The organism is Luteimonas huabeiensis HB2 (assembly GCF_000559025.1).
In the GTDB taxonomy this organism is placed as follows: domain Bacteria; phylum Pseudomonadota; class Gammaproteobacteria; order Xanthomonadales; family Xanthomonadaceae; genus Luteimonas; species Luteimonas huabeiensis.
Map to the genome: position 1 here is coordinate 1 of NZ_JAAN01000002.1, position 26,167 is coordinate 26,167.

The 26,167-nt window shown below is 72.9% G+C and carries 19 protein-coding genes and 1 pseudogene; 5 read left to right on the top strand and 15 right to left on the bottom strand.

Going from position 1 to position 26,167, the window contains the following annotated elements; genetic code table 11:
- From Z164_RS19605 to Z164_RS0100150, 3 genes are all read right to left on the bottom strand, one after another.
- A partial coding sequence (locus Z164_RS19605) for an isopeptide-forming domain-containing fimbrial protein (RefSeq protein WP_160170670.1) occupies positions 1-2,006 on the bottom strand: 2,006 nt, incomplete at its 3' end.
- A gap of 511 nt (positions 2,007-2,517) precedes the next feature.
- Complete coding sequence (locus tag Z164_RS0100145; protein WP_024888724.1) at positions 2,518-3,225, bottom strand: response regulator transcription factor; 708 nt, start codon at positions 3,223-3,225, stop codon at positions 2,518-2,520.
- 127 nt (positions 3,226-3,352) lie between these two features.
- Complete coding sequence (locus tag Z164_RS0100150; protein ID WP_024888725.1) at positions 3,353-4,129, bottom strand: SDR family oxidoreductase; 777 nt, start codon at positions 4,127-4,129, stop codon at positions 3,353-3,355.
- 180 nt (positions 4,130-4,309) lie between these two features.
- Between Z164_RS0100150 and Z164_RS0100155 the strand changes: the two genes are divergently transcribed.
- A complete protein-coding gene (locus tag Z164_RS0100155) occupies positions 4,310-4,528 on the top strand; it encodes a hypothetical protein (RefSeq protein WP_024888726.1) in 219 nt (72 codons plus the stop codon).
- Between the two features lie 119 nt (positions 4,529-4,647).
- Here Z164_RS0100155 and Z164_RS0100160 read toward each other — a convergent pair whose 3' ends face one another.
- From Z164_RS0100160 to Z164_RS19615, 8 genes and pseudogenes are all read right to left on the bottom strand, one after another.
- Positions 4,648-5,829 (bottom strand): GDSL-type esterase/lipase family protein, encoded by a 1,182-nt coding sequence (locus Z164_RS0100160; protein WP_024888727.1) that lies wholly within the window; start codon positions 5,827-5,829, stop codon positions 4,648-4,650.
- A gap of 3 nt (positions 5,830-5,832) precedes the next feature.
- A complete protein-coding gene (gene kduD, locus Z164_RS0100165) occupies positions 5,833-6,594 on the bottom strand; it encodes a 2-dehydro-3-deoxy-D-gluconate 5-dehydrogenase KduD (RefSeq protein ID WP_024888728.1) in 762 nt (253 codons plus the stop codon).
- 25 nt (positions 6,595-6,619) lie between these two features.
- Entirely contained in the window at positions 6,620-7,468 is an 849-nt protein-coding gene (gene kduI, locus Z164_RS0100170; RefSeq protein WP_024888729.1) for a 5-dehydro-4-deoxy-D-glucuronate isomerase, read from the bottom strand.
- Between the two features lie 231 nt (positions 7,469-7,699).
- Entirely contained in the window at positions 7,700-8,776 is a 1,077-nt protein-coding gene (locus Z164_RS0100175; protein WP_024888730.1) for a LacI family DNA-binding transcriptional regulator, read from the bottom strand.
- An 89-nt stretch (positions 8,777-8,865) separates the two neighbouring features.
- Entirely contained in the window at positions 8,866-10,149 is a 1,284-nt protein-coding gene (locus Z164_RS0100180; protein WP_024888731.1) for a TRAP transporter large permease, read from the bottom strand.
- A 149-nt stretch (positions 10,150-10,298) separates the two neighbouring features.
- Positions 10,299-10,784 (bottom strand): annotated as a pseudogene (locus Z164_RS19610) (TRAP transporter small permease); the annotation flags it as partial.
- Between the two features lie 7 nt (positions 10,785-10,791).
- Positions 10,792-11,778, bottom strand: coding sequence for a TRAP transporter substrate-binding protein (locus Z164_RS0100190; RefSeq protein ID WP_043688802.1), 987 nt, complete (start codon positions 11,776-11,778; stop codon positions 10,792-10,794).
- Complete coding sequence (locus Z164_RS19615; RefSeq protein ID WP_052338304.1) at positions 11,778-12,626, bottom strand: 2-keto-4-pentenoate hydratase; 849 nt, start codon at positions 12,624-12,626, stop codon at positions 11,778-11,780. Before Z164_RS19615 ends, Z164_RS0100190 begins: the two co-directional genes overlap by 1 nt.
- Before the next feature lie 142 nt (positions 12,627-12,768).
- Here Z164_RS19615 and Z164_RS0100200 point away from each other — a divergent pair, with 142 nt between their 5' ends.
- Complete coding sequence (locus Z164_RS0100200) at positions 12,769-14,145, top strand: pectate lyase family protein (protein WP_052338305.1); 1,377 nt, start codon at positions 12,769-12,771, stop codon at positions 14,143-14,145.
- Between the two features lie 2 nt (positions 14,146-14,147).
- Entirely contained in the window at positions 14,148-15,734 is a 1,587-nt protein-coding gene (locus Z164_RS0100205; RefSeq protein ID WP_024888735.1) for a carboxylesterase/lipase family protein, read from the top strand.
- A gap of 15 nt (positions 15,735-15,749) precedes the next feature.
- Here the strand turns inward: Z164_RS0100205 and Z164_RS0100210 are convergent, their stop codons facing one another.
- Together Z164_RS0100210 and Z164_RS0100215 are read right to left on the bottom strand one after the other, a co-directional pair.
- Entirely contained in the window at positions 15,750-17,105 is a 1,356-nt protein-coding gene (locus tag Z164_RS0100210) for a pectate lyase family protein (RefSeq protein WP_024888736.1), read from the bottom strand.
- Positions 17,106-17,162: 57 nt separating this feature from the next.
- Complete coding sequence (locus Z164_RS0100215) at positions 17,163-19,946, bottom strand: TonB-dependent receptor (protein ID WP_024888737.1); 2,784 nt, start codon at positions 19,944-19,946, stop codon at positions 17,163-17,165.
- Between the two features lie 191 nt (positions 19,947-20,137).
- Between Z164_RS0100215 and Z164_RS0100220 the strand changes: the two genes are divergently transcribed.
- On the top strand, positions 20,138-21,181 hold the full coding sequence (locus tag Z164_RS0100220) for a sugar kinase (protein ID WP_024888738.1): 1,044 nt from the start codon (positions 20,138-20,140) through the stop codon (positions 21,179-21,181).
- Positions 21,182-21,434: 253 nt separating this feature from the next.
- On the opposite strand, the gene sppA is transcribed toward Z164_RS0100220, so the two are convergent.
- Together sppA and Z164_RS0100230 are read right to left on the bottom strand one after the other, a co-directional pair.
- Positions 21,435-23,327 (bottom strand): signal peptide peptidase SppA, encoded by a 1,893-nt coding sequence (gene sppA / locus Z164_RS0100225; protein ID WP_024888739.1) that lies wholly within the window; start codon positions 23,325-23,327, stop codon positions 21,435-21,437.
- Positions 23,328-23,369: 42 nt separating this feature from the next.
- On the bottom strand, positions 23,370-24,791 hold the full coding sequence (locus Z164_RS0100230) for an MATE family efflux transporter (protein WP_052338306.1): 1,422 nt from the start codon (positions 24,789-24,791) through the stop codon (positions 23,370-23,372).
- Positions 24,792-24,922: 131 nt separating this feature from the next.
- On the opposite strand from Z164_RS0100230, the gene Z164_RS0100235 reads away from it, so the two are divergent.
- A complete protein-coding gene (locus Z164_RS0100235; RefSeq protein ID WP_024888741.1) occupies positions 24,923-26,038 on the top strand; it encodes a DUF3667 domain-containing protein in 1,116 nt (371 codons plus the stop codon).
- The last annotated feature ends 129 nt before the right edge of the window (positions 26,039-26,167 follow it).

A 26,167-nucleotide genomic window follows, 5' to 3' on the forward strand; every position in this document is an offset into this window, starting at 1 on the left:
CCGGACGCGGGGTCGGCCGTCTTCGTCACCGCGACCACGGGCGACAGCGGGTGCTGGGTCTCGCAGCTCGCGCAGGTCGGCGGCGGAGCGCCGGGATCGTTCGGATCGCCGCCGCCGGTGGGCACCGCCGGCAGGGTGAAGGTGCGCACGCTGCCGCTGCCGCCGGCGAGGAAGGCGCCCGCGTTCTCGACCTGGCCGAAGGTCAGGCCCGCGCCCAGCGTGTCGGTCAGCACCACGTCGGACTGCGTGTTCGCATTGCCGACGGTCACGCTCAGCGTGTAGGTGAGGGTCTGGCCGGCCGCGACGGCCTCGCCGGAAACCGGATCGGCCTCCTTCGTCACCGCGACGGAGGGCGCCAGCGGGTGCTGGGTCTCGCAGTCCGCGCAGGTCGGCGGCGGAGCGCCGGGGTCGTTCGGGTCGCCGCCGCCGGTGGGCACCGCGAGGAAGGCGCCCGCGTTCACGACCTGGCCGAAGGTCAGGCCCGCACCCAGGGTGTCGGTCAGCACCACGTCGGACCGCGTCGCGGCATTGGCGACCGTCACGGTGAGCGTGTAGGTGATGGCCTGCCCGGCCGCGACGGCGGTACCGTCGGCGGGATCGGCGCTCTTGGCGACGGCGATCGTCGGCCCCAGCGGCGTGGTTTCGTTGCAGTCGTTGCCGGGCGCGCTGCAGTCGATCGCGCCGTTCGGGAACGTCACCGCGTTGACGATCTCGGTCGCGCTGGCGGCCAGCGGATCGTCGATGCGCACCACGAAATTCAGCGTCGCTTCGCCGTTGGCCGGGATGTTCAGCGCGGCGGTGTTGAGGCAGGTGGCGCCGGCACAGGTGAAATCGTTGCCCTCGGACACGTAGGCGGTATTGGCGGGAACGGTTTCGCCCACGTCGCCCGCGAACAGGGTACCGACGGCGCCGCCGGCATTGGCGATGGTGATGGCATAGGTCAGCACGTCGCCCGGGGCGACCGGCGCGCCGTCGACGTAAGGCGTGCCGTTGACCTCGGCCAGCGTCTTGCCGACCGACAGCTCCGGCTCGGCGATGTCCGGGAACGCGCACGAGGCGAGGTCGCGCGACGCGTTGGCGCCGGTGGGCGCGGCCTGGCTCAGGACGCCGGTGGACGTGTCGTAGGCGTAGTAGCTGCTGGGGCTGTTGTTGTTGGCGACGTACAGGCGGTCGTCGTCGCCGAAGGCGATGCCGGCCCACAGGACGGTCGACGGCTGGCCGTTGAGCAACGGCCGTGTCTGCCGGATGGCCCGCGGGCCGCCGGGCGCGGAGAAATCGATGCGGTACAGGTCCTGCCCGGCCGCCAGCCAGCCGAAGCCGGCGGCGTCGAAGGCGATATCGCCGGAGCCGATGTTGGTGGGCGCGAAGTCGTACTGCAGGTTGCCGATGTTCTGCACCGCGTAGCCGAAGCCGGTCGCGTTGGCGGTCACCCGGTAGACGACGGGCGAGCCGCCGTTGCCGATCAGGTAGCCGACACCGTCGGGACCCATTCCCGCGCGCGGGAAGTCGCCGCCCAGCGGGGCGCTCAGCGCCTGGTACCAGCCGCCGTTGCCGGCGTCGTAGGCCCAGAGCATGGAGCCGGTGCTGGCATGGAACAGCATGCGGTCGTTGACCGGGTCGATCATCAGCGCGTTGACGTCGTTGCCCGCCAGCGACGGCAGCGCCAGCTCCGGGACGACGGCGTCGCTGCCGGCGCCGGCCTCGTAGCGCCAGATCTGCACGCCGTTGACGATGCTGTAGATCGCGTTGGAGGCGGCGTTGCCGCCCGGCGCGGTGCAGAAGCTGTAGGCCGGCGCGGCGGGGCTCACCGTCACGGTGACGCTGTCGGTGTTGTTGTCGGGATCGATGTCGACGGTGTCCGCCGGAGCGACGACGGTGGCCACGTTGGTGACCGGGGTCGCCTGCGCGAGGACGGGCGAGGCGCCGAGCCCCGCCAGTCCGGCCACGAGCGTCAGCACCATGCCTGCGGCGGCCGCCCTGGCCGTCCGGATCTTGTTCTGCAGCACCTGCAACCCCCTCGGAAAGTCCGCGACCGCCCTGCGCGTATGCGCAAGGCGGTTCGCCTTTCTTCATGCGTGACGTGGCCGGGGACGCGCTCTCACGCAACGCGTCCAGGCGGGACTTCCGACGTGCCGCAGGGCCCATCCACCTTTGTGCAGGCAACGTCAAAAGCGGTGCGCACTGTAGGGCCGCCCAAATGCGACATCAATCACATTTCTCTCACAATTTTTCACTTTTGGTGAGCGAAGTTGTGACAGGCATCCCATTCGCATGCGCATGGCGGCCAGACATCCGCGGGAGCGCCGAGGGCGCGGTCGCGGAAGGCTCCTTGGCAGCGATGCATCCCCCGATTCGGGACGGAAGCGGGGCCTTGCGCGCATCGGGCGGCGCGACACGGCGCGCGCGCGAACTCGCGTGTCCGGGCGTCCGCAGAGCGCCGGAGATCGGCCTCCACGGCGAGAGGCGAGAGGCGAAAGGCGGGAAGCGAGGAGGCGCGGGTGACCGCTCCCCGTCCGACTACCACTCCAGCATGTAGCCCACGCCGCGGATCGCGCGCAGGGGCAGGCTTTCGCCGGACGCCTGCTGGCACTTGCGCCGCAGGCGGTAGACCAGCATTTCCAGCCGGTGCGGATCGAAGGTATCGACGTCGCCGACCAGCCCGGCGATCAGGGTCTCGCGCGCCACCGGCGCGCGCGCCGCCGCCGCGAGCATGCCCAGCACCTGCCGCTCGGCCTGGTTGAGGGTCACCTCGGCGCCGCCGGGCGTGCGCAACCGCCAGCCCTGGCGCTCCAGCGCCCAGCCGCTGCCGGCCCGCGCCGCGTGCGCGCCGTCGACGCGCGTGCGGCGCAGCACGTTGCGCACCGTCTCGACCAGCTCGTCCATGTCCAGCGGCTTCACCAGGTACGCATCCGCGCCCGCGCGCAGGCCGCGCAAGCGGTCCACCGCGTGGCCGCGGCCGGTGTACAGCACGATCCCCAGCGACGCCGACAGCCCGCGCAGATGCCGCGCGATGTCGACGCCGTCGTCGTCCGGCAGCCCCACGTCCAGCAGCACCAGGTCGAACGGGGCGCCGAGCCATACGCGGTAGAGCTCGAGCGCGGACGCGAGCCCGCGGACCTCGAAGCCGGCGTCGCGCAGGGCAGGCAGCAGGATCTGCTCGCGCAGTTCCTCGTCGTCGTCGACGACGGCAACGCGAGGCGACGGTGGAACGGAGGCGGTCGTCATGGCGTCCTGATCACGAGCGGTCGGCGATCGCTCGCGACGACGGCTCCGGCGTACCGCCGGCTCCCGCTCTCGTCGCGACCCATCTCCCTGCCCGGAAGGATACCCGCCCCGGGCGGGCCGATGGGACTCAGAATCCGTAGCGCAGGAAACCGCCGTCCACGGCGATGCACTCGCCGGTCACGTACGACGCGGCCGGCAGGCACAGGAACGCGACCGCGGCGGCCACTTCCTCGGGCTCGCCGATGCGGCCCATCGGCGTGCGCAGCAGCACCTCGTCGAGGTAGTCGGGATCGGCCAGCGCGCCCGAGGTGCGCCGGGTGCGGACGTACCACGGCGCCACCGCGTTGACGCGGATGCCGTCCTCGGCCCATTCCGCGGCCAGGTTGCGGGTCATCTGGTGCAGCGCGGCCTTGCTCATGCCGTACGGCGCGCCGGTGCGCACGTGGGTCAGGCCGGACACGCTGCCGACGTTGACGATGCACGACGCCGCATGCCGGGCCAGCAACGGATGCGCATAGCGCGAAAGCTCGAAGGCGCTGAAGAGATTGATCTCGAAGATCTCGCGCCATTCCTCCTCGGCGTACTCGGCGGCGGGCCGGGTGAGGTTGCCGCCGGCGTTGTTGACCAGGATGTTCAAGCCGTCGCCCTGGTCCTCCACCCAGTCGAGGATCTCGCGGCGCTGCTCCTCGTCGGCCACGTCGCCGATCATCGCCAGCACGCGGCCCTCGGGCATCTCCTCGAGCAGTTCGTCGCGCGCGGCCTCCAGCGCATCGCCGTCGCGCGCCACGATCAGCACCTCCGCGCCGAAGCCCAGCAGTTCGCGCGCGATCGCGCGCCCGATGCCGGCGCTGCCGCCGGTCACCAGCGCGCGCTGTCCATCCAGGCGCCAGCGTTGAGAATCCATGGGCGACTCCTGCGGGAAACGGCACATTAGAACGCGTCGCGCACCGGCAGGCACGTCCTCTTCGCGCGGAGCGCGCAGCCGGCGACGTCACGCACTCTAGGATAGAACGGCGCAGGGGCCCAGGCGCCTGCGCGCCGGCCCGCGACGCACGATCCGGCCCAGCCCACGGAGGACTCCGCCATGCCCGCACGCACCATCCGATCGCGCCTTCCCGCCGCCCTCGCGCTGGCGCTGCTGCTGCCGCTGGCCGCGTGCCGGCCGGAGGCGCCGGAACCGCCGCAGGCCCCACCCGGGCCGCAGGCCGGTCCGCAGGACCCGCTCGACAAGGGCGACGCGGTCGAGGAGGCGGTCCGCGAGACCGAGGCCCGGCGCCGGGACGAGGGCTCGACCGAGCCGTAGCGCGACACCTCGGGGGACGCGACGCGGGCGCGGCCGAACGCTCCGCGCGGACGACCGCGTTCCTCGAGCACGCCGGCGGCGATGCCGCCTCGGCGGAACCGCCGCGCCCGCGCCGGGTTTCACCGCATGCGCCCGCGCGGTGCGCGGGTAGCGCCGACCGGCGACGGGTCGGCCGGCGACGTCGCTTGCGGATACACGATCAGCAGCTCCAGCGGCGCATCGCCGGCCTGCTGGACGGCATGCGTGCTGCCCGGCCGGGTCAGCATGGCGTCGCCCGGGCCGACCTCGTGCACGGCCCCATCGACGACGTAGCGTCCACGGCCGGCGAGCACGTAGTAGATCTCGTCCTTGTGCTGGGGATGCAGCCCGATCCCGGCGCCGGGCTGCAGGACGCGCTTGCGCAGCACGAACGGCAATCCGGGCGCGTCCTCGAAGTAGGGCCGGGCCACGGTCGGGCCGGGACCGCCGTGCGGACCGGGCTGTTCGCGGCGCGGCACGTCGCGGGCGTGCTGCACCGTGGACGGGCGCGCCTGCGCGGCGCGCGCCCGCGGCGCATCCGGCGGCGCGCCGCAATCGGTGTCGCGCACCACCGCCCGGTCGATCTCGGGCGCGGCGCGCCGCCATTCGCGCACCACCAGGCAGGCGACCTGGGTGGCGCCGGCGAGGTTGAAATGGGTGTCGTCGGCCAGCCCCTGCGCGGGATCGTGCAGGTAGTAGAGCGTGGACGGCGCCTCGCCCAGCGCACGCAGCCAGTCGCGGCTGGCGCGGTCCAGGTCGATCAGCGGCACGCCCTCGCGCGCGGCCAGCGCGCGCACCGCCTCGGCGTAGGCGCCGTGGGTGTCCACCGGCTCGCCGTCGCGGAACGCCCGCCGCGCGACCGGGGTCAGCAGCACCGGCCGGGCGCCGCGCTCATGCGCCAGCGCCAGGTAGCGCCGCAGGCGGTCCGGGAAGGCGCGCTCGGGTTCGTCGTAGCGGCTGGGGTCCTCGGCCTTGGCGTCGTTGTGGCCGAACTGGATCAGCAACACATCGCCGGCGGCCAGGGCGTCCTCCACCGGCGCCAGCCAGCCCTCCTCGGCGAAGCTGCGGGCGCTGCGCCCGCTGCGGGCATGGTTGCGGACCTCGAACGCGGCGGGATCGAGGAAGCTCTGCAGCGCCTGTCCCCAGCCGGTGCGAGGCGCGCGCTCGGGGCCGTAGGCGCTGGCGGTGGAATCGCCGACCACGAATACCCGCGCCGGGCGCTCGCCGGCCACGGCGCCTGCGCACAGCGCCCACAGCCATGCGCAGGCGACGACGGCGCGCACGCCTCAGCGCGCCAGCCAGCCGCCGTCCACCGGCAGCACCGCACCGTGCACGTAGTCCGAAGCCGCGCTGGACAGGAACACCGCCGCCCCGGCGAGGTCCGCCGGCACGCCCCAGCGCCCGGCCGGGATGCGCTCGAGGATGGCGCGGTTGCGGTCGGCGTCCTGGCGCAGCGCCTCGGTGTTGCTGGTGGCGAAATAGCCCGGCGCGATCGCGTTGACGTTGATGCCCCTGGCCGCCCATTCGTTGGCCAGCAGCCGGGTCAGCCCGAGCACGCCGGACTTGCTGGCGGTGTAAGAGGCCACGCGGATGCCGCCCTGGAACGACAGCATCGAGGCGATGTTGACGATCTTGCCGCCCTGCCCCTGCGCCACCCAGTGCCGGCCGGCGGCCTGCGACAGGAAGAACAGCGTCTTGAGGTTCACGCCGATCACCGCGTCCCAGTCGTCCTCGGTAAAGTCGAGGGCGTCGTTGCGGCGGATGGTGCCGGCGTTGTTGACCAGGATGTCGAACCGGCCCAGCCGGGCGACGACCTGCGCGACGATGTCGGCGACCGGTGCGATGGTGTCGAGCGCGGCCTCGACGAAGGCGAAGCGGCGGCCCAGCGCCTCCACCCGCGCCTGCGTCTGCCCGGGCGCGCTGCGTCCGACGGCGGCGATGTCGGCGCCGGCCTCGGCCAGCGCCAGCGCGATGCCCTGCCCCAGCCCGGTGTTGGCGCCGGTCACCAGCGCGACCTTGCCGGTCAGATCGAAGGACTGCAGCGTCATGATGCGTTCTCCCCTTGCGCGTGCGTCACTTGAGCTGGCAGATGTCCAGCACGTGCATGTCGGTGTAGTCCAGGTTCTCGCCGCCCATCGCCCAGATGAAGCAGTAGTTGCTGGTGCCCGCGCCCATGTGGATCGACCACGGCGGCGACACCACCGCTTCCTCGTTCCTGACCACAATGTGGCGCTGCGCGTCGGGCTCGCCCATGAAGTGGTAGACGCGGTCGTTCTCGCCGAGGTCGAAGTAGAAGTACACCTCGCTGCGACGGTCGTGCAGGTGCGGCGGCATGGTGTTCCACACGCTGCCGGGCTTGAGGATGGTCAGTCCCAGCAGCAGCTGCGAGGACTTGCAGGTCGCCGGCACGATGTACTGGTAGATCGTGCGCTCGTTGCTGGTCGAAAGCGCGCCGCGCTCCAGCGGCACCGCGCTCTCGATCGAGATCTGCTTGACCTCGAAGCGCGCGTGGGCGGGGGTGGACGCGAGGTAGTAGCGCGCCGGCGCGGCCGGGTCGTCGCTGGCGAACGTCACCTCCTCGCTGCCCATCGGCACGTACAGGCCGTCCTTCGGCGCGAGCCGGTACTCGGTCCCGTCCACGGTCACGGTGCCGGCGCCGCGGCCGACATTGACCACGCCCAGCTCGCGGCGCTCGAGGAACGGCCGCCCCCTGGCCGACTCGGGCTCCGTCTGCCGCGGCAGCGGCAGCGGCTGTTCCAGCGGCGCCGCGCCGCCGATCACGAAGCGCTCGTAGTGGGTATAGCTCAGGCGCAGCGCGCCGTCGGCGAACAGGCCGTCGAGCAGGTACAGGTCGCGCAGTTCGTCGTTGCCGATGCCGCGCATCACCCCGGGATGGGTGGCGTGATAGGTCTTCTGGTACATGGCGTCTCCGGCGTGCGCGGGCGGTGCCGCGCGTGGGTGTCGAAGGATCGATGTCCGGCGATTCTAGCCCGTTTGGTAACCGGTGTCATCGCGCACCGCGCAAGCGGCGTCCGGGGGCCGAACGTGCCGCTTCCCGGCCCGCGCCAGCCACCGCCGAAGCCGCGCCCGCCTGGGCGCCATCGCCCTCTCCCGCGAACGGCAGCAAGGGCTCCGCGCGGCGACGCGGGGCGGCTACATCCCGGGGGGCTGGCAGGAATCGCGCACGATCAGGTGCGGCCGCACGCTGGCCAGCGGCCGCGCGGCGCCGTCCTGGTCGGGGTGGACCAGCATCGCCGCGGCGACGCGGCCGGTGTCGCGGGTGTCGCGGCGCACCGAGGTGAGCGGCGGCCACAGCCGCGAGGCCAGCGGGCTGTCGTCGTAACCGACGATCGACAGCTCGCGCGGGACCTGGATGCCGGCGCGCATCGCCACCCGGTACACGCCGGCGGCCATTTCGTCGTTGCCGCAGAAGATCGCGGTCGGGCGCTTGCGGCCCGACAGCAGTTTCTCGGCCGCGGCGATGCCCGATTCGAAGGTGTAGCCGGCCTCGACGATGCGCGACTTCGGCACCTCCACCCCGCGCCGGCGCAGCGCCTCCACGCAACCGGCGGTGCGCTCGATCGCCGAGCGGTAGTGGCTGGGACCGGTGATCAGCGCGATGTCGGTGTGGCCGAGCATCTGCAGGTAATCGGCGGCCTCGGCCGCGCCGTCGCGGTCGTGGGTGACCACCATCCGCTCCGGCCGGTCCAGCGCCACCGCGGCGATGCGCACGTAGCGGCAACCGATGTCCTCGAGCATCCGCGCCAGCGCGTCGTCCTCGGACACGCGCGGGACCAGCATCACGCCGTGCAGCTTCTGCTGCTGCACGAACCGGCGCACGCCCTCGATGTAGTCCGGATTGCGGCTGTCGCAAGGATGCACCACCAGCTCGAAGCCGGAGCCGCGCAGCGCGTCGAGGGCGCCGTACTGCATGTTGACGATGAACTGCGCGGTCGGGTTGTCGTAGACCATCCCGATCAGGAACGAACGCCGGAACGCCAACCCCCGCGCCATCGGGTCCGGCGAATAGCCGACCTCGCGCATCAGCGCTTCGACCTTCTCGCGCGTGTCCGGCCGCACCAGCGGCGAATGGTTGATGATCCGCGACACCGTCTTCTTCGACACCCCGGCCAGGCGCGCGATGTCGTTGATCGTGGCCGGCTTGCCGGCGGGCAGGGCGTCGGCGGCGGTGCGGGCCCTGCGGGCAGGGGTTTTCTTGGTCGGGGGCATCGGGAGGGGTCCGGCGCGGTGCGGCCGCGCGCCTGGATTCTAGCCGCCGCCGCGCGAACGCGCGGCAACGCGCGGCCGGACGCGCGCGCCTAGCCGCGCAACAGCGCCGGCAGCCACAGCGAAAGCGCCGGCACGAACGCCACCAGCAGCAGCACCGCCAGCCCGGCCAGCCAGAACGGCCAGATCGTGCGCAGGCTCTGGCCGATGGTGATCTTGCCGATCGCGGTGCCCACGAACAGCACCGAGCCCACCGGCGGCGTCACCAGCCCCAGCCCGCCGGCCAGCACCAGCACCATGCCGAAGTGGATCGGGTCGATCCCGTAGGCGCGCGCCACCGGCAGGAAGATCGGCGTGCAGATCAGGATCATCGGCGCCAGGTCCATGAAGATGCCCAGCACCAGCAGGCCGACCACGATCAGCAGCAACACCGTGCGCGGGCTGTCGGCGAAGGATTGCAGCGCGCTCACCGCCGCCGCCGGCACCTGCAGGTAGGCCAGCAGCCAGCCGAACAGCGCGGCGGTGGCGATCACGAACAGGATCACCCCGGTCGTGCGCGCGGCGTGGGCGACCGTGCCCAGGAACTCGCGCCAGCCGAGCTGGCGGTACAGCACCGCGGTCACCAGCAGCGCGTACAGCACCGCCACCGCCGCGCTCTCCACCGCGGTGAACACGCCCGCGCGGATGCCGACGAAGATCAGCGCCACCAGGCCCAGCCCCGGCAGCGCCGCGACCAGCCGCAGCAACAGCGCGCGCACGCCCGGGAACGCCTCCACGCCATAGCCGCGCCGGCGCGCGACGGCGTAGGCCACGACCATCAGCGTCAGCGTCATCAGCAGCGCGGGCACGATGCCGCCGGCGAACAGGTCGGCGATCGAGATGCCGCCGCCCATCGCCGCCGAGTACAGGATCAGGTTGTGCGAAGGCGGCACCAGCAGCGCCACCAGCGCCGCGGTGATGCTGACGTTGACCGCGAAATCGCGATCGTAGCCGCGCTTGACCATCTGCGGGATCATCGTGCCGCCGACCGCGGAGACGTCGGCGATCGCCGAACCCGAGACGCCGCCGAAGAACAGCGAGGACAGGATGCTCACCTGCCCCAGGCCGCCGCGGATGCGCCCCACCAGCGAGGAGGCCAGCGCGATCAGGCGCTCGGAGATGCCGCCGCGCATCATGATCTCGCCGGCGAAGATGAACAACGGAATCGCGATCAGCGAGGCGGTGCCGATGCCGGCCCCGACCTGCTGCACCAGCACCACCGAAGGCAGGTCCAGCAGCAGCAGCGTCGCCAGCGACGCCGCCGCCAGCGCGAACGCCACCGGCACCCCGATCGCCAGCAGGCCGGCGAACACCCCGAACAGCACGACGATCGCCATCAGACTTCTCCCGCGGCCGAAGGCCGCGCACCGGCGTCCCTCTCCCGCATCGCGGGAGAGGGGGGGACCGTCCGCCCGGCGGACGGTGGGGTGAGGGCAGCCTCATCGTCGCCCTCCCCTCGCCCGCCCCAGGCATCCGCCCCGCGCGCCAGCGCGAAGGCGGTCATCAGGGCGCCGCCCAGCGCCAGCGGCAGGTAGGGCAGGCTCTGCGGCAACGGCGCGCCGGCCATCCGCACGTCCAGGCCGTCGAGCAGCAGCACCGCGCCCCAGCCCGCCAGGACCGCGCCGATCGCCGCGACCACCAGGCAGTTGAGCGCATCCACCGCGCGCCGCAGCGGCGGGCGCATCGCCTCGGCCAGCAGGAAGAAGCCGAAGTGGCGGCCGGTGTGCACGCCGGAGGCCGCGCCGAAGCTCATCGCGGTGGCCAGCAGCAGGATCGTCACCGGCTCGGTCCAGCTCGGCGAGTCGTTGATGACGTAGCGCGCGAAGACCTGCCAGCCCTGCACCACCACCAGGCCCAGCAGGGCGGCGGCGGCCACGGCGATCGAAGCGTCGGACAGGCGGTCGAGGGCGCCGCGCCAGCCGCGGCGGCGCGCGGCGACGGCGGAGGGCGGATCGGCTTGGATATCGGGCATGGCGGGCTCAGGCGGCGGCGCGGATGCGGCGGTGGAGGGCGGCGATCCGCGGATCGCGCAGGTAGTCGTCGAGCAGCGGGCGGGCGGCGGCGCGGAACGCTTCGAGATCGACGTCGTTGAAGCGCACGCCGGACGCAGCCACGGCCTGGCGCGCCTGCGCCTCGGAGGCGTCCCACAGATCGCGCATCACGCCGACCGATGCGCGCGCGGCGTCGACCAGCAGGTCGCGGTCGCCCGGCCGCAGGGCGTCGAGCGAGCGCTGCGAGATCAGCAGCACGTCGGGCGCGTAGGAGTGCTCGCTCTGCGACCAGTAGCGCGCGGCCTCGAAGTGGCGGCTGGAATGGAAGCTGCGCATGTTGTTCTCGGCGCCGTCGATCATGTGCGTCTCCATCCCGGAGAAGGTGTCGCCCAGCGACATCGGCGTCGGGTTGGCGCCCAGCAGGCGCACCAGGCGGATGAAGATGTCGGAGGCGGCGACGCGGATCTTCAGCCCGTGCAGGTCCTGCGGCGTGCGCAGGGGCCGGCGCGTGTTGTAGAAGCAGCGCGCGCCGCTGTCGTAGATCGCCAGGCCCACCAGGCCGCGGGCGCGGAAGCCGTCCAGCACGTCCTGGGCGATGCCGCCGTCGAGCGCGCGGCGCATGTGCGCCACCGAGTCGAACACGTAGGGCAGGCACAGCGGCACGGTCAGCGGGAAGGCGTTGTTGAGCGCGCCGCTGTAGACGCGGGTCATGTCGATCGCGCCGTAGCGCGCCATGTCGATCGCTTCCGACTCGCGCCCGAGCTGGCCCGAGTGGTACTGGCGGATGCGCACCCGGCCTTCGGTCTCGCGCTCCAGCGTCTGCCCCAGCCAGCCGACCGCGGCGACGGTGGGGTAATCCTTGACGTGGACGTCGGTGGCGGTCAGCACCCTCGCCGCGTCGTCGCCGCGCGCGGGCAGCGCGGCCGCCGCGCAGGCCGCGCCGAGTCCGGCCAGGAACGCGCGCCGGCCGGGGATCACCGGCGCGCCTCCGGCTCCGGCGCCGCCGCCACCGCGCGCGCGTCCAGGGTGGCGATGCCGGCGAAGTCCACCCGCGCGCGCTGTCCCGGCAGGATGTCGTGGATGCCGGTGGCGTTGCCGGTGGCCACCAGGTCGCCCTGGCGCAGCGCGCGCCCGCGACGCGCCGAGCGCGCCAGCGCGAAGGCGAACGCCGCGCGCAGCCCGCCGGGCAACAGGGTCGCGCCGCCGCGGCCGACGAGCCGCCCGTCGATCCAGGTCTCCGCGACCAGGCCGGCCTCGTCGCGACCGGCCCAGTCGGCGACTTCCGGGCCCAGCACGAGCCCGTTGTTGTTGCCGAAGTCCGACACCACCACGCAGGGCCCGAGCGCGTTGATCGTGGCCAGCGGGCTGCTGGCGACCTCGATGCCGACCCACAGCGTCGCCGGCAGCCGCGCCGCCTCCTCCGGCGTCCACTGCATGCGTTCGGGATCGGCATCGGCCTCCAGCCGCAGCACGTACTCGGCCTCGACCGCGGCGAAGCCGCCCTCGAACACCGGGATCTCGACCTCGCCCTGCGCCGGCCACAGGTGCCGGCGCCAGATCGGCCCCAGCAGGCGGTCGTCGCCGGAGGCATCGCGCCGCTGCGGCTGGATGTAGCCGACCTTCCAGCCTGCGATCTCGTCGGCCCAGCGCGCGATGGCCAGGTCCTGCACCCGGTAGGCCGCCTCCAGGCTGGGCGGGATCGCGCCGGGAAAACCGGCAAGCGCCTGCGCGGCGGCGCGGGCGGCGACGAAGCGCTCGGCGATCGCCGCTGCGTCCTGGGCGTGGCCGGCCGCAGCGGCCGGCGTCTGGTCGTATTGGCTCAAGCTGGAAGTCTCCCCGCGGGCGATGTTGCGGTGCAGATCGCGGCACCGCTGGCAAGTCGTATATGGTAAACCGGTGTCATTTTCAATATGCAGTGCGGCAAGACCGCGATGCGCGGCGCCGCCACGATGGAGGGGAAACCGAATGTCCACGACCGCCGCCGCGCGCCTGCGCGTCACTTCATGGGCCCTGGCCGCCTGCGCGATCGCCGCTTCGCTGCTGTGCGCTGCGCTGCTGCTCGCGGCGGCGCCCGCGCGGGCCGCCGCCGACCCGCCGCCGGCGTTCCCCGGCGCGCAGGGCTGGGCCGCGCACACGCCCGGCGGCCGTGGCGGGCGCATCCTGCGCGTGACCACCCTGGCCGCCGACGGGCCGGGCTCGTTCGCCGAGGCGGTGGCCACGCCCGGCCCGCGGATCGTGGTGTTCGAGGTCGGCGGCGTGATCGACCTGGGCGCGAAGACGCTGCGCATCGTCGAGCCCTACCTCACCATCGCCGGGCAGACCGCGCCGCCGCCGGGCATCACCTTCGTGCGCGGCGGCATCGACATCGCCACCCACGACGTGATCGTGCGCCACATCCGCGTGCGCCCGGGCGACGCCGGGCTGCCGCGCCGCAGCGGCACCGATTTCGACGCGATTTCCACCGTGCGCGCGCACGACGTGATCGTCGATCATTGCTCGCTGACCTGGGGCACCGACGAGGGCCTGTCGGCCTCCGGCACCCGCTTCGTCGAGGGCGGCCGCACGCTGGAGGACTTCCGCGCCGGCACCTCGCGGCGCATCACCTTCAGCAACAACCTGATCGCCGAGGGGCTGGCGAATTCGACCCACGCCAAGGGCGAGCATTCCAAGGGCACGCTGATCCACGACCACGTCCAGGACGTGCTGATCGTCGGCAACCTCTACGCGCACAACTTCGAGCGCAACCCGCTGTTCAAGGGCGCCACCTCCGGCCAGGTGATCAACAACCTGATCTACAACCCCGGCGCGCGCGCCGTGCACTACAACCTGATCGCGGAGGAATGGATCGGCCACGACTACGCGCCCGGCAGCATCGCGCTGCGCGGCAACGTGCTGCGCGCCGGCCACGACACCCGGCCGCTGGCCCTGTTCATGCTCGGCGGCTCGGGCGACGTTGATCTCTACCTCGAGGACAACCTCGCCGTGGACCTGATCGGCGAGCCGACCATCCCGGAGATCGGCCGCTACACCACCGCACCGGCGCGGGTGAACCGCCTGCGCAGCGCGCCGCCGCTGCCGTTCGGCGTGGCCGTGCTGCCCTCGGCGCAGGTGCAGGACGCGGTGATCGCCAACGCCGGCGCCACGCCCTGGAACCGCGACCCGATCGACCGCCGCATCGTCGCCGACGTGATCGAGGGCCGCGGCGACATCATCGACAGCCAGGACGAGGTCGGCGGCTACCCGGACTATGCGCCCACCCGGCGGCCGTTCGTCGAGGCCGAGTGGAACCTCGACACCCTGGAACCGCTGGCCGGCTTCCAGCGCGGCGAACCGCTGCGCTGAGGATGCCCGGCGCGGACTGCGACCGCGGCCGCCGCACCCTGCTCAAGGGCGCGTTCGCGGCGGCCGCCGCGGCGGCCGTGCCGCGGGCCGGCGCGCACGAGGGCATCGTCGTCCTGCGCGGCGGCCGCGTCCGCGGCCTCCGCGAGGACGGCGTGTGGACCTTCCGCGGCCTGCGCTACGGCGAGGACACCGCACCGAACCGCTTCCGGCCGCCGCGCGCGGCGATCGCCTGGCACGGCGTGCGCGACGCCGTCGCATCCGGCCCCGCGGCGGCGCAGACCGGCGGGCTCGGCCCCGGCAGCGAGGACTGCCTGTTCCTCGACCTGTGGACGCCCGCGCCCGATCCGCGCGCGCGGCGCCCGGTGCTGGTCTACCTGCACGGCGGCGGCTACGACCGCGGCCGCGGCGCCGACCCGCTGACCGACGGCGGCGCGCTGTGCCGGCATGGCGACGTGGTGGTGGTCACGCTCAACCACCGCCTCAACGCCTTCGGCCACCTGCTCCTGGGCAACATGGATTCCGCGTTCGCGGCCTCCGGCAATGCGGGCCTGCTGGACGTGGTGCTGGCGCTGTGCTGGGTGCGCGACGAGATCGCCGCGTTCGGCGGCGACCCCGGCAACGTCACCCTGTTCGGGCAGTCCGGCGGCGGCGCCAAGATCGCCAGCCTGATGGCCATGCCCGCCGCCGCCGGCCTGTTCCACCGCGCCTGGACCATGAGCGGCCAGCAGGTCACCGCCGCCGGTCCGCGCGCCGCGGACCGGCGCGCGCGGCTGTACCTGGACGCGCTCGGCATCGCGCCGGACGCGCTGGACCGCCTGCTCGCGCTGCCCGCCGAACGGCTGCTGGACGCGACCCGGGTGCGCGACCCGTCCCCGGTCGAGGACATCGCCCTCTACTTCGGGCCCGTGCTCGACGGCAGCGCGCTGCCGCGCCATCCGTTCTGGCCCGACGCACCGCCGCAATCGGCCGCGATCCCGATGGTGATCGGCAACACCCGCGACGAGACGCGCGCCTTCCTCGGCCACGACCCGGCCCTGTTCGCGCTGGACTGGGACGCCCTGCCCGCGCGGCTGGAGCGCGCGCAGTACGTCGACCTGCCGGTCGCGGACGTGATCGCCGCCTACCGCGCGATGTATCCGGCGATGACGGCGACGGAGGTGTTCTTCGCCGCCACCACCGCCGGCCGCTCCTGGCGCGGCGCGGTGGAGGAACTGGAAGCGCGCGCGCGGCAGGGCGCGCCCACCTGGGCCTACCAGCTCGACTGGCCCTCGCCGGTCGAAGGCGGCCGCCTGCGCGCCTTCCACACCCTCGACATCCCGCTGGTCTTCGGCACCGTCGGCCGGCCCGGCGCCCGCACCGGCGGCGGCGCGGACGCCTGGCGCGTCTCCGCCGACATGCGCGACGCCCTGCTGCATTTCGCCCGACACGGCACGCCCGCGCACCCGCGCCTGCCCGACTGGCCCCGCTACGGCCTGGCGCAGCGCGAAACGATGCGATTCGACGACCCGCCCGCGCTCGCCCACGACCCCCGTGGCGGCGAACGCCGCCTGTTCGCCCGCGCCCCGTTCGTGCAGCGCGGGACGCTGTAGCGCCGCGCCAGGCCCTCAGCGCGGCGGCAGCGTCGCGCGCGGGCCGGCGCCCATGCGCACCCGCGCCGGAACCGCCCAGGCGGGGTCGATGCGGCCGTGCAGCGGCGGGTGCCAGCGGGCCTCGTCGAGGATCGGCACCTCGTGCGCGGCGTTGTACGCGGCCACCGGATCGAAGCCGCGGCCGTTGCGCAGATTGTCCTCGGCGTACATCGCCTCGCCGTTGAAGCGATCGATCACCGCGCTGTCGGGCAGCGCGGGCGGCAGCTGGAAATGGTTGGCCTCGGCGCGCAGCGCGGATTCCACGCCCACGCCCCAGCTGTAGCCGTAGCGCTGCAGCGCGACGGGCGTGTCCACCGTGTAGAGGTTGTTGTAGGCGTGCACGCGGCCGAAGCGCACCCGCGGCACGCGCTGGCCGAGGTTCTGGAACCAGTTGTGGTGCAGGGTGACGCGCAGCCGGTCGCGGTCGGCGCTGGCGCCGTCGGAGGAGCCAATCAGCATCGCCTTGTCGTGGTCGGCGAAGTGGTTCCAGGACACGGTGACGAAGTCGGACGCGTTGGTGATGTCCAGATAGCCGTCGTGCACCTGGTACAGGCGGCCGAAGTAGGTCGGCAAGTCCTCGTCGCGGGTGGTCACGTTGCGGAAGCGGTTGCGGTCTACCCAGACGTGGGTGGCGTTGCGCACCGAGATGCTGTCGTAGAGCGAATTCCAGTTGCCCTGCGCGCCGTCGGTCGGATCCCAGCCCGGGAAGCAGTCGAAGCTGTCCTCTAAGGTCAGGTTGCGCACGATGACGTTCATCGGCTGGTTGCCGCTGGTGCTCTGCGGGCGGATGTCGATCCAGGCGCCGCGCACGCGCGCATCGGCGCCGACGCCCAGGATCGTGGTGTTGGCGGGCACGCGGATGCGCACCCGCGCCTGCTGCGCCGCGGCCGACGCCACCCGCGCCCGCTCCTGCGGGCCCGTGGGCGCGGCGCGGCCCCAGACGTCCGGGTCGTAGGCGGCCAGGTAGGCCTCGCGCGAGTAGATCTCGCCGGTCTCGGGATCGGGCCGGGCGTAGTCGTCGCAGGACAGCGGGCGGCCGTCGGCATCGACGTTGGCGTCGAGGGTGCCGGCGATGCGCACGATCTTTGGCGTCGCGTCGGGCCAGGCCAGCGCCGCGACCAGGGCGTTGCGATCGCGCACGACGTGGTCGCGGGCCGCGCTCGCGGCCGAGCCGCCGGTGGTGCCCAGCGGCAGGTCCGCGGTGGGTTGCGCGGCCCAGCCGTCGTCGGCGCCGATGCCCGCGCGCGCCGGATCGGGCGGCGCGGCGTGGGCGGCACCGAGGGCGCTCAGGCAGGCCAGGGCCAGCAGGCGGACGGGGCGGATGCGACGCATGGCGACTCTCCTTCCTGTGGGCGCGGCGCCAGGATGGCGCCGCGCCCGTGCGGCGGATCAGAAGCGGTAGCGGAAGCCGAGCAGGTACTGGCGGCCGGTGTGGGTGTAGGAGATCGAGCGGTCGCCGAACGAGTCGATCCACATGTCGTTCCACTCGTCGGTCAGGTTCAGGCCCTCGAGCGAGATCGAGAAGTGGTCGTTGACGTTGTAGGACAGCGAGGCATCGACCGTGGTGGTCTCCTTGGTGCCTTCCATGTCGCTGCCCTCGCGGCCCGGGATCTGGTTGAGGTATTCGTCGCGGTAGGCCGCCGAGACGCGCGCCGAGAAGGTGCCGTTGTCGTAGTACAGGGTCGCGTTCCAGGCGTTCTTCGACAGCCCCACCATCGGTCCGCGCGCCGACGGCTCGCCGGACGAGCTGAGGTACTGGATCTCGGAATCGACGTAGGTGTAGTTGAGCTGGGCGCCGAAGTCGCGCCAGAAGCCCGGCAGGAAGGTGAACGGCTGCTGGTAGCCGATCTCGACGCCCTTGAGGTCGCCGCCGGGCGTGTTGAGCGGCTGCTGGAAGACGAACTCGTCGTCCACGGTGGCGCCGGTGCCGGCGATCAGCGAGTCCGGCAGGCCCGAGGTGCGGTAGGGCCGGGTCTCGCGCGAGGTCTGCACGTAGCTGTCGATGTCCTTGTAGAAGGCGCCGATCGACAGCAGCGCGCCCTCGTCGAAGTACCACTCGACGCCGAGGTCCAGGGTCTTGGCCCGGAACGGGTCCAGGCGCGGGTTGCCGGTGGTCACCGTGCGCGCGCCGCCGGCGACGCTGACCGTGGCGCCCGGGTTGAGGAAACCGAGGTTGGGCCGGCTCATCACCTCGGCCGCGGCCACGCGAAGCACCACGTCCGGGGTCAGCTCGAAGGCCACGTTGAGCGACGGCAGGGTATCGGTGTACTCGTGGACGACGCGGGTCGGCGTGGGCACGCCGCCGACGATCGACCAGCCGTCGCTGGTCAGCTCGGTCTCGACCCGGCGCACGCCGACGTTGCCGCGCACCGGCACGTTGCCGAGATCGAAATTGAAGTCGCCCTGCAGGTAGTAGCCCAGCGCCTTCTCGGTCACCTGGCGGTTGTTCGCGGCCAGGTTGTTGAGATTGTCGTAGACCGCGAACAGGCCCTCGTTGTCGTGGATGCCCAGGGCGCGGGCGAACGCGGCCACGTCGGGCACGACCGCCGAACCGGCGCCGCCGGCGGAGATGTGGAACTGCCGCATCAGGCTGGCGAGCGTGGCGCTGTCCATCAGTCCGCCCGGCACCGTCTCCACGCGGTTGCCCGGCGGCGTGCCGCGGCCCCATTCCCGGCTGTCGAACTGGTATTCCTTGCGGTTGACGCCGCCCTTCAGGGTGAAGAACGGCGAGGCGATCCACGACAGGTCGGCCGAGGCCGTCTCCAGGGTGTTCTCCACCCATTGCGGGCGCAGGCGGATCTCGCTCAACGTCCAGCCGTTCGGATCGGTGGGGTCGAGGCTGCCGTAGCCGAACGCCGGCAGGCGGTCGTCGCCGCGGTAGTCCCAGCTGTAGCCCTGGATGTCGAACTTGTCGGCGATGACCGTGGTCTGGATGGGGTTGTCGTAGGTGGACTCGGCGCGGCCGACCAGCACGTCCAGGCGCAGGGCGTCGTTGAACGCGTGGTTCAGGGCCAGGTTCCACTGCTGGAACTCGGTGGTCTGCTCGTCGTAGCGGCCCTCGGAGCGGATGTCGACGTTGTCGAAGACGCCGTAGACCAGGTTGCCGCGCGAATCCACGGCGCCGTCGCGCACGATCGTCTGCGGCTTGCCCTCGCCGCTGCGGCTGAACGACACCGCGTTGATGTTGTCCTGCCAGCGGTTGGCGTCGAAGCGCGCGTACAGGGCGTCCAGTGTCAGCTCGGTGCGCTCGCCGGGCCGGAACTGCAGCGAGCCGGTCACGCCCAGCCGCTCCTGCTCGTGGAGGAAGCGGTTGTAGCGCGGGATGCGGGGGTGGAAGACGTCGGCGTCGTTGGCCTGGGCGAACGGGGAATCGGGGTGGAAACCGCCGTTCGAGCGGCCGTTGGACCAGCGCACCGAATCCGAGCCCTCCTCGAGCACGGTGCGGTCGGTATAGGCCAGCGACAGCAGCGCGCCGAAGCGCTGGTCGGCGAAGGTGTTGCTGATCAGGAAGGTCGCGCGCGGATCGTATTCCTCGGCCAGATCGCTGTAGCCCATCTGCCCGCCCACGGCCATGTTGAAGCCGTCGTAGTCGAACGGCCGCGCGGTGCGCAGGTCCACGGTGGCGCCGAGCGAACCTTCCTCGATCTCCGCCGCGGAGGTCTTGCGCACCACCAGTTGCGTGAACAGGTCCGAGGCGAAGGTGTTGAAATCGAACGCGCGGCCGCGGTTGACGCCGCCGGAGGTGTCGGTGCCGCCGCCGGTGGCCAGGCCCTCGATGCCGTTGATGCGCACGCGGGTGAACTGCGGCCCCAGCCCGCGCACCGAGATGTTGCGCCCCTCGCCGCCCTCGCGGGTGATCGACACGCCCGGGATGCGCTGCAGCGATTCGGCCAGGTTGAGATCCGGGAAGTCGGCGATGTCCTCGGCGACGATGGCGTCCACCACGCCGGCCTCGCCGCGCTTGATATCGACCGCGCGCTCCAGGCTGGCGCGGTAGCCGGTGACCCGCACCGTGTCGAGCTCGGTCGCCGCCGCGCCCGCCGGCGCAGGCGCTTGCTCGGCAGGCTGCGGCGCCTGCGCCCGTGCCTGGGACGCGCCCACCTGCAACGCCAGCGCGATCGCCGCGGCGAGCAAGGTAACCGGTGTCTTTTTTCCCCCGACTGCGAAAACCATGTGTCCCCTCCCGTGGTGGCCAGCGCGCTCTGTGGCGTCCTTGACTGGCCTGGTGTGCTTGCTATGGTGTATCCGTGCGGCGGAATGACACCGCTGGTCAAAACCCTAGCAAAACATTCGGGCCAAGGCATGCTGCGACGCGACAGACCTCGCGCGGCGCCTGGCGGCCCTCCAGACGGACACTTTCAGCGATGCCCCAACGCGTGCTCTGCTTCGGCGAACTGCTGCTGCGCCTCGGCGCGCCCGGACGCGAACTGCTGCTGCAAACCCCGCGCCTGGACGTGCAGGTGGGCGGCGCGGAAGCCAACGTCGCGGTCTCGCTGGCGCGCTTCGGCCACCATGCCGCGCTGGCCGGCAGCGTGGCCGACAACGCGCTCGGCGCGGCCGCGCTCGGCGAGCTGCGCCGGCACGGCGTGGACGTCTCGCGCGTGCGCCGCGCGGCCGGGCGCATGGGCCTGTACTTCCTCGCCGCCGGCGCCGGCCACCGGCCCAGCGAGGTGATCTACGACCGCGCCGGCTCCGCCTTCGCGACCGCGCCGGCCGACGCCTACGACTGGCCGGCGCTGCTGGCCGGCATGGACGGCCTGCACGTGTCCGGCGTGACCCCGGCGCTGGGGCAGGCCTGCGCGGACGCCGCCATCGCCGGCGCCCGCGCCGCGCGCCGGGCCGGTGCCCTGGTGTCGTTCGACGGCAACTTCCGGCCCAAGCTGTGGGCCGCCTGGGATGCCGAACCGGCACCGCTGCTGCACGCGCTGCTCTCCGAGGCCACGATCGCCTTCGCCGACCATCGCGACATCGAGCTGGTGCTCGGCCCCGGCGCGGACGCGGCGCCCGATGGCGGCGACGACGACGCGCGCCGCGAGGCCCGCATCCTCGACGCCGCCGCGCGCGCCTTCGCAGCGTTCCCGCACCTGCGACGCATCGCCACCACCCTGCGCGGGCAGCGCAGCGTCGACGCCCACAGCCTGGGCGCGCTGCTGGTGACCCGGGAGGGCGGGGTCCACCGCGTCGCCCCGCACCCGCTGGACGGCATCGTCGATCGCATCGGCGGCGGCGATGCCTTCGCCGCCGGCGTGCTGCACGGCGTGCTGAGCGGCCTGCCCGACGGCGAAGCACTGGCCTTCGGCCATGCCGCCGGCTGCCTGAAGCACACCGTGCCCGGCGACTTCAACCTCGTCGATGCCGAGGCCGTGCGCGCCTTCATGCGGCAGGAGCGGCTGGACGTGCGGCGCTAGGCCCGCATCGGCATCCGACCTGCAATGCCGAAACCGTCCCTTCTCCCGCAAGCGGGAGAAGGTGGCGCGCAGCGCCGGATGAGGGCGGCTTTTTGCACGCCTGCGGCGTGCCCCCATCCGCCTTCGGCACCTTCCCCCGCTTGCGGGGGAAGGGAAAAACAGGGTGCTCCCCGCTTGCGGGGGAAGGGAGAAAGAGCATGCCCCCCGCTTGCGGGGGACGGAAAAACCAATGGCCGCCCGCTTCCGGCGCGGCTCAGAACGTCGGGCAGAAGCAATAGGCCATCGGGCGCACCGGGCCCGCGGACGGGCGCTGCAGGGTCTGTTCGAAGGCCTGCAGGTGGCGTTCCATCTCCGGCATCGCGCGGGCCGTCAGCGCGCGGGCGAGCGCGGAATCGCCCAGCAGCATCGCGCCCATGCGGGTGTTGCCGAAGCCGGCCAGGAACTGCGCGAACGGGCTCGGCGCCTGCTCGATGTAGCGCACCCGGTAGCCGCCCTCCTTCAGCTCCACCCGGCGCGCGGCATCGGCGATCGCGTCGCGCAGCCCGCCGAGTTCGTCCACCAGGCCGCGATCGCGCGCCTGCGCGCCGCTCCACACCCGCCCGCGCGCGACCTGGTCGATGCGCTCGGGCGTGCTGTTGCGGCCGGCGGCGACCTTGCCGACGAAGTCGTGGTAGATGCGCTCCACGCTGGACTGGATCAGCCGGCCGACGTCGGGCTCCAGCGGGCGGGTGGGATCGAAGGCGCCGGCGAAACGGGTGGTGCCCACGCCGTCGGAGTGCACGCCGATGCGGTCGAGCGTACGGGTCAGGTTGGGCACCATGCCGAACACGCCGATCGAGCCGGTGATCGTGGACGGGTCGGCGTAGATGCGGTCGGAATTCATGCTGATCCAGTAGCCGCCCGACGCGGCCACGTAGCCCATCGAGACCACCACCGGCTTGCCGGCCTGCTTCAGCAGCTCGACCTCGCGGTTGATCTGCTCGGACGCGTAGGCCGAACCACCGGGCGAATTCACCCGCAGCACCACCGCGCGCACGTCGTCGTCCTCGCGCGCCTCGCGCAGCAGCGCGGCGGTGGACTCGCCGCCGATGCTGCCCGGCGGCCGCTCGCCGTCGCTGATCACGCCCTCGGCGACCACCACCGCGACCTGCGGCGCCGACGACAGCGCGCCGATGCCGCCGCGGTCCACGTGGGCCAGGTAGCCGTCCAGGTCGATGCCGCGGAAGCCGAGCTCGTTGTCCTCGTCGGCGACGCCGCGCTCGGCCAAGAGCGCCTCGACCTCCTGCTCGGTCTTGAGGCCGTCCACCAGGCCGCCCTGCAGCGCGTACCGCGGCAGGTCGCCCCCCAGCGTCGCCACGCCGTCGGCCATGCCGTCGATCTCGGCCTCGATGCGCGCCGGGTCCAGCCCGCGCGCCTGCGCGATGTCGGCCACGTAGCGCTGCCACAAGTCGCTCAGCCAGTAGAGATCGGCCTCCTTGGCCTCCGGCGAGGCGGCGTTGAGGATGTAGGGCTCCACCGCCGACTTGAACTCGCCCACCTTGAACACGTGCACGTCGACGCCGAGCTTCTCCTGCAGCGCCTCGCCGAAGTACAGCCCGTAGCTCGACAGGCCCTCCAGCGGCACGCCGCTGCCCATCGGGTCGACGTAGACCTCGTCGGCCTGCGCCGCCAGCAGGTAGGCGCCCTGCGGCAAGCTCTGCCCGTAGGCCACCACCTGCTTGCCGGCCTCGCGCAGCGCGCGCAGGCCCGCGGCCACCTCGCGCATGGTCGCCATGCCCGAGGGCAGCAGGCCGTCCAGGCGCAGGTAGACGCGCTCGATGCGCTCGTCACCGGCGGCCGCCTCGAAGGCGCGCAGCAGGTCGCGCAGCTGCACCTCGCCCGGGCCGGACTGGCCCATCAGCCGCGACAGCGCGCGCGAGGTCGGATCGACCGAGAACTGCTCGACGATGCGGCCTTCCGGCGCGATCACCAGCGTGGTGCGCTCCAGCAGCGGCTGGCTGGCCTGGCGGCCGGCGAGCACCGCGACGAACAGCACCAGCAGCAGCAGGAACAGCAGGTTGAGCACCAGCCGCCGGGTGAAGTTGACGGCGTCCCAGATCCCTCCGAGGACACGGGCGATCGGGCCGCGGCGGCGCGGTTCGTTCATGGACATGGACTCCGGACGGGGAAGGCGAAACCTGGGTACAGCTTAGCCGGCGGCGGGCGGCGTTTCATGGGCCGGAAGTCCACCGTGCTGCGGGCCGGGCGCCGCCAGGGGCGGCAGCCGCGACAACGTGCGCAGGAAGCGCATCGCCATCAGCACCGCGGCCACGGCGAGTCCGGCGATCAGCCCCATCCACATGCCGCGCGGGCCCCAGCCCAGGCCCAGCCCGAGCCCGGCGCCCAGCGACATGCCCACGCCCCAGTAGGCGAAGGCGGCCAGGAACATCGGCACCCGGGTGTCCTTGAGGCCGCGCAGCGCGCCGGCCGAGAGCACCTGGATGCCGTCCGGGAACTGGAACACCGCCGCGTACAGCAGCAACGCCGAGGCCAGCGCCACCACGGTCGCATCGGCGGTGTACAGCCCGGCGATGTGCGCATTGCCGGCCGACAGCGCCAGCGCGGTCGCGCTCTGGCTGGCCAGCACCAGCGCCAGCCCGGCCAGCGCCGCGCGGCGCACGCCCTCGCGGCCCAGGCCGCCGCCCAGCGCGTGCCCCACCCGCACCGTGGTCGCCTCGGCCACCCCGAACGGGATCATGAAGCACAGCGAGGCGACGTTGATCGCGATCTGGTGGGCGGCCGCCGGCACCTCGCCGAGGCCGCCGATCAGCAGCGCGGTGACCACGAACAGCCCGCCCTCCATCGCCACGGTGATGCCGATCGGCAGCCCGACCTTCAGCAGCCCGGCGATGGGTCCCCACCGCGGCGGATCGAACCGCGCGAACAGGCCCAGGTCGGCGAAGCGGCGCGAGCGCGCCAGGTACAGCGCGAACGCGCCCGCCTGCATCCACATCATCGCCGCCGAGGCGTAGCCCAGGCCGCCGGCGCCCAGCTCCGGCGCGCCGAACAGGCCGAAGGTCAGGGTCGCGCCCAGCGGCAGCAGCAGCAGCAGGCCGCCGAAGCCGAAGACCATGGTCGGCAGCGTCCAATGCAGGCCGTCGCTCAGGTAGCGCATGCAGTAGTAGGCGGTGAGCGCGGGCACGCCCCAGCGGATGCCCTGCAGGAACGCGGAGGCCCCGGGCACGATGCCGGCATCGATGCCCAGCCGCGCCAGCGCGTGCGCCGCCACGCCGAGCAAGCCGAACAGCAGCAGCCCCAGCGCCGCGGACAGCCACAGCGCCTGCCGGAACAGCGGACCGATCTCGTGCCGGCGCCCGGCGCCGTGCAGCTGCGACACCGACGGCGGCAACGCCATCAGCGTGCCCATCGGGATCATGATCGGCAGCCAGAACATGGCCGTGCCCACCGAGACGGCGGCCAGGGTGCCGGTGCCGTGGCGGCCGGCGATGACGCTGTCGACCAGGCCGATCAGGCCGGTGGCGACGTGGCCGGCCACCAGCGGCGCGGCGAGAATGGCGGTGGTGCGCACTTCCTGCCGGAAGCGCGGGACCGGGGATGCGGGGGAGGACATGACGCGGACTTCCCGCGACTGCGGTCGCGCGCTCGAGCGTGGGCGCTGGCACCGGGTCGCGGCGGGCCGCTATTGTAGGGCGTTCGCGCCGCCGACGATCCCGCGCGCGCACCGGGGAGAGCGCAACCACGATGAGCCACACCGCCCACCGGGCCGGGCACGCCGCGCCCGCCGCCTGCGAGAACTGCGGTACTCGCCTGCAAGGCGGCTATTGCCACCTGTGCGGACAGTCCGCGCACAACCCGCTGCGCCACGTCGGCCACGCGGTGGAGGAAGTGTTCGAATCGTTCTGGCACCTGGACGGGCGCGTGTTCCGCACCCTGCGCGACCTGTTCGTGCCCGGCCGCGTGGCCGTGGCCTACCTGGCCGGGCACCGCGTGCGCTACATCGCGCCGCTGCGCCTGTTCGTGATCCTCACCGCGCTGACGGTGTTCGTGGCCAAGATCCTGATCGCGCCGCTGGCCGAAGGGCCCGGCGGCGCGGATGCGGCGCCTGCGAATGGCGCCGTCGTCGAGGCGACGCGCGGTGGCGACGCGTTCGCGCGCGCCGACAGCGCCGAAGCGGTGGAGCGCGTGCGCGCCGAGGCGCTGGCCGACCTCGCCCAGGCCGAGTCGCTGCCGTTCGCAGGCCCCGCGCTGGCGAACGCGCGCAAGGCCATCGACGACGCCGCGGACACGCGCCTGCGCGCGCTCGGCACGCAACCGCCCGCGCGCCCCGCATCCGCCGCTGCGGCGGACGACGCACGGGCCGCGCCCGAACCCGATCACCCGCTCGGCGCCACGACGCAGCGCCTGGAACGTAACCTCGAACGCATCGGCAGCGATCCCGGCTCGGTCCTGCGCTTCCTGATCGGCGCGGCGCCGACCACGCTGTTCCTGCTGGTGCCGGTGTTCGCGCTGCTGCTGAAGGGCCTGTACGCCTTCAGCGGACGCAGCTATCTCGAACACATAGTGGTCGCGCTGTACAGCCACGCCTACCTCATGCTCGCCCTGCTGCTGATCTTCGCCTGCGCCGGCGTCGACGGCTGGCTGGCCGGGCGCGCGCCCGCGCTGTCGACCGCGCTGGGCTGGGCCTCGACCCTGCTCGGCTGGTCGATGCCCGCGTACCTGCTGTGGATGCAGCGCCGCGTGTATCGCCAGTCCTGGCCCAGGACGCTGGCCAAGTACGCCGTGGGCGGGATCGCCTACACCGTGCTGTTCACCTTCGTCGCCGCCGGCGCGATCGGGTTCTCGCTGTTCGCGATGTAAGCGCTCTCGGCCGCAGAGAACGCGGACCGTCGCCTGACAAGCGGGCGCATCTCGTCGCTTCTTCCGCAAGCGGGACCACATTGTCCCTTCTCCCGCGCCGGATGAGGGCCGCTTTACACGCCTGCGGCG